This window comes from Paraburkholderia sp. (genome assembly GCF_034668105.1).
Lineage (GTDB): Bacteria > Pseudomonadota > Gammaproteobacteria > Burkholderiales > Burkholderiaceae > Paraburkholderia.
This window is the reverse complement of record NZ_JAXDPY010000400.1, coordinates 1-3,186: the sequence shown is the minus strand read 5'-3', so window position 1 is coordinate 3,186 and position 3,186 is coordinate 1. Positions and strand designations below refer to the sequence as shown.

Below are 3,186 nucleotides of genomic sequence, written 5' to 3'. Positions count from 1 at the left end.
CTTGCTCGGGACGCGGTTCTGTGCCCGCGCTCAGCTGGTCAATCGCTGTCTCGTCGAGCTGAGCGACGCTGGCCTTCAGCCGCAGAAACTGCATCAAGGTGTCGTAGCGCGCTTTGGCGAGATCGCGCTGTGTGCTGAACAATTTGTCTTCAGCGCTGAGCACATCCGCATTGATCCGTACGCCGACTTTGAATCCTTTGCGGTTGGAGTCGAGCGATGTCCGCGCGGAACGTTGCGCGGTGCGTAGCGCCGTGACCTGCGCCTGTCCGTCGCGCACACCGAGGAACGCCTGCTGGGCGTCGAGAGCGGCCGAGCGGCGTGCATCTTCCAGGTCGTCCTGGGCTTTGTCTTTGAGCGCGAGGGCCTCGCGTTTCCTGCTCATCGTCGATAGTCCGTCGAAGAGCGGAATGCTGATCTGGATGCCGATTTCGCCCGAGGTCGCACGGTTGGCGCCGGTGTAGAAGTTGGTTTGTCCGTTAATGAACGCGGCGTTGCCATGGCTCGCATTGCCGATGAGCGACACCGTCGGCATGTAGCCCGCATCGACCTTGCTGACATCGCGTCGCGCAATTTCGAGCGCGATCTGCTGCCGCCTGACGTCGAGACCCGATACTGCCGCGTCGCTTATCCACTGCTCGATCGAACCGGCGGCGATCCGCGTAATGTTCGCGTCGGCATCGAACGGGTCGATGGCATCCACGGGATGACCGACAATCTTTTGCAGCACGGCGTAGCGCCTGTCGAGTGTGCTTTGCGCCTCAACGAGATCAGACAACGCTGAGTCCGCTCCCGCCCGCGCTTCATTCAGATCAACGACAGTCGCCGCGCCCAACGCGAAGCTTCGCTTTGCCAATGCAAGTTGCTCATTCACGGAGCGTTGATGCAGCTGGGCAAGCGAGAAATCGTCCTTCGCCGCGAGTGCGTCGAAATAGGCCTGCGCGACGCGCAGCAGCAAATCCTGTTTGGCACTTGAGAACGCGAGGCCGGCGTCTGCGATAGATAGCCTGCCTTGCTGCCAGGTCTGCCAGTCGTCCCACTTGAAGATCGACTGGTTTAGCGAGAGTGTCGCGCCGACAGTGGAATAGGGCGCGGCAGGTTGGCCCGGCACGTGAATCGCATTTTTAAAATCTGACTGATTGAGGCCGAGGTGCGGAAGGAACACGGCGCGTGCTTCGGGTTCCTTCTCCAAACCTGCGCGATAACTTGCTTCGGCGCTAGCGAGCCTGGCGTCGTGCGCGAAAGCGTCGGCGGCGAACTGGGACAGACTCTCTGCCTGAACGGGCAGCACGCCGGATAGCAAAACGAAGATGCTCAGGACAATTGCCGCGGGACTCGTCAGTCGTCCATCGCGCTGAGCATGATTTTGGCCCATCGTTATGTTCGTCTCTCAGCGTAAGAAAACACGACGCGATCAGCGCCTTGTGAGAGAGGCGCCGAACGCTGCGTCGGAAGTAAGTAGTCGCTGAGTTTTGGTGAAGCAGAGCGGCGACGAAATCGGAGAAATCCGAAAACGTGTGAATGGCGAAATCTTTGGGATGCTTACTATTACAACTCAGAAAGCCAGGCTTTGAAAATTCTTACTCAGTCTAAAAAATGCGACGTCGAATTAAGATTTCAGCCCATTTTGAAGGGTTTTATAATTTAACGAAGGCGATTTGAAAGGTTTCCGCCCTCGCAGGGACCGGTTGAGAAAAAAGGAGTCAAGCGAGCAGAGTGCTCACTCATACCAGCGCGGCGTATAAACCCACTCGCCACCGTCGATTCCATTAGCAAACCCCCGCGTCGTCGACGAGCCCACGATCACCATCGTCCGCATATCCACATCCGACGAACGCAGTTCGCCGAGCGTGGTCGTTCGCAGTGTGCTGCCCGGTCTGCCGATGTCGCGGCCGAGCACCACCTTCGTCGCTGCGGCGCGGTATTCCCGCACAATGTCCAGTGCCTTGTCCAGTTGCCACGGCCGTGCGCGAGAGATCGGGTTGTAGAAAGCCATCACCAGGTCTGCTTCGGCCGCATGCCTGAGGCGCTTTTCGATGATGGTCCACGGTTTCAGATTGTCGGATAACGACAGCATGCAGAAGTCATGGCCCAACGGTGCACCGGCTTGGGCTGCGGTCGCCATGGCCGCGGATACCCCCGGCACGATGGCGAGTTGCACCGCGCGCCAGTCAGCGTGCGTCGAACTTCCTTCTTCGAGCGCTTCGAGCACTGCAGCTGCCATCGCAAACACGCCAGGATCGCCTGATGACACCATCACCACTGATCGTCCTGTGCTAGCGAGTTCGAACGCATGACGCGCGCGCTGCATCTCCTCCCGATTATCCGTACCATCTACGCGTTGATCCGCGCGAAACGGGCCGGCCATTTTCACGTAGGTTTCGTAGCCGAGGATATCGGTGGCTTCGTTCAGCGCTGTTCGAGCGGCGGGCACCATCAGATCGGCGCTGCCGGGGCCGAGGCCGATCACGGTCAAGCGGCCGCGTGCTCGGCCAATCGTGTCTGCGTCGATGGCCAAAGGCGTTAATGCCAGCGCAACGCCTGTATCTGTGTCGTTGTGCAGCGTTTCGTAGGGGACGCGCAGCGCGGCATGCAGCAGGTTGCTCGGCGGGTCGCCGTCCTCCGGGCGCGGCTGAGCAAAACGCAGCGGCACGTTCAGGCGGGCAGCGGCATCGGCGAGCGTCGGGTCCGCCATGTGTTCAGAGGATGCCAGCAATGCGGCGAGAGAAAGCGCGGCGAGACCCTCTGCGTCCAAGGCCTCGCGCACGCGAGCTGCTATCTGTTCACCGGAATCCTGCTTCGTTTCGGGACTGGAATTGGTTCCGTCGGCGGCGGTAGCGGTAGCGGAGATCGTGCTATCCGTGGCCCTTGCAGTAGCAGCAGCCCCGGCCGGGCGCACCATCACCGCGGCCACCACACTCTGCGGATGAATCACCAACTCATCGTCACGCCCACGCGAGGCGCGCGGCGTCACGCGAATCGCGAGACGCGCCGAATCGGAGCGCGGCAACTGCGCATCGTCGAGCCACGGCGCTTCGCCTTCAATCCGCATGCTTTCACCCGCCAGCAGATCCGACACGAAGCGCTTGCCTTGCCCGATATCGGCAAGCGCGTAGCCATCAGGCGGATTGAGCACACATGTGCCGAAGCGCAGTTCACCGCTCGTCGTAATCGCCGGCGACGCACCCA

2 protein-coding genes are annotated in these 3,186 nt (G+C 60.9%); both read right to left on the bottom strand.

Features of this window, described 5'->3' with window-relative positions; genetic code table 11:
* On the bottom strand, window positions 1-1,372 hold a 1,372-nt coding region (locus QOC89_RS17865; protein ID WP_323046237.1), incomplete at its 3' end, for a TolC family outer membrane protein.
* Between the two features lie 345 nt (window positions 1,373-1,717).
* The coding region (cobJ, locus tag QOC89_RS17860; protein ID WP_323046236.1) for a precorrin-3B C(17)-methyltransferase at window positions 1,718-3,186 on the bottom strand (1,469 nt) is incomplete at its 5' end.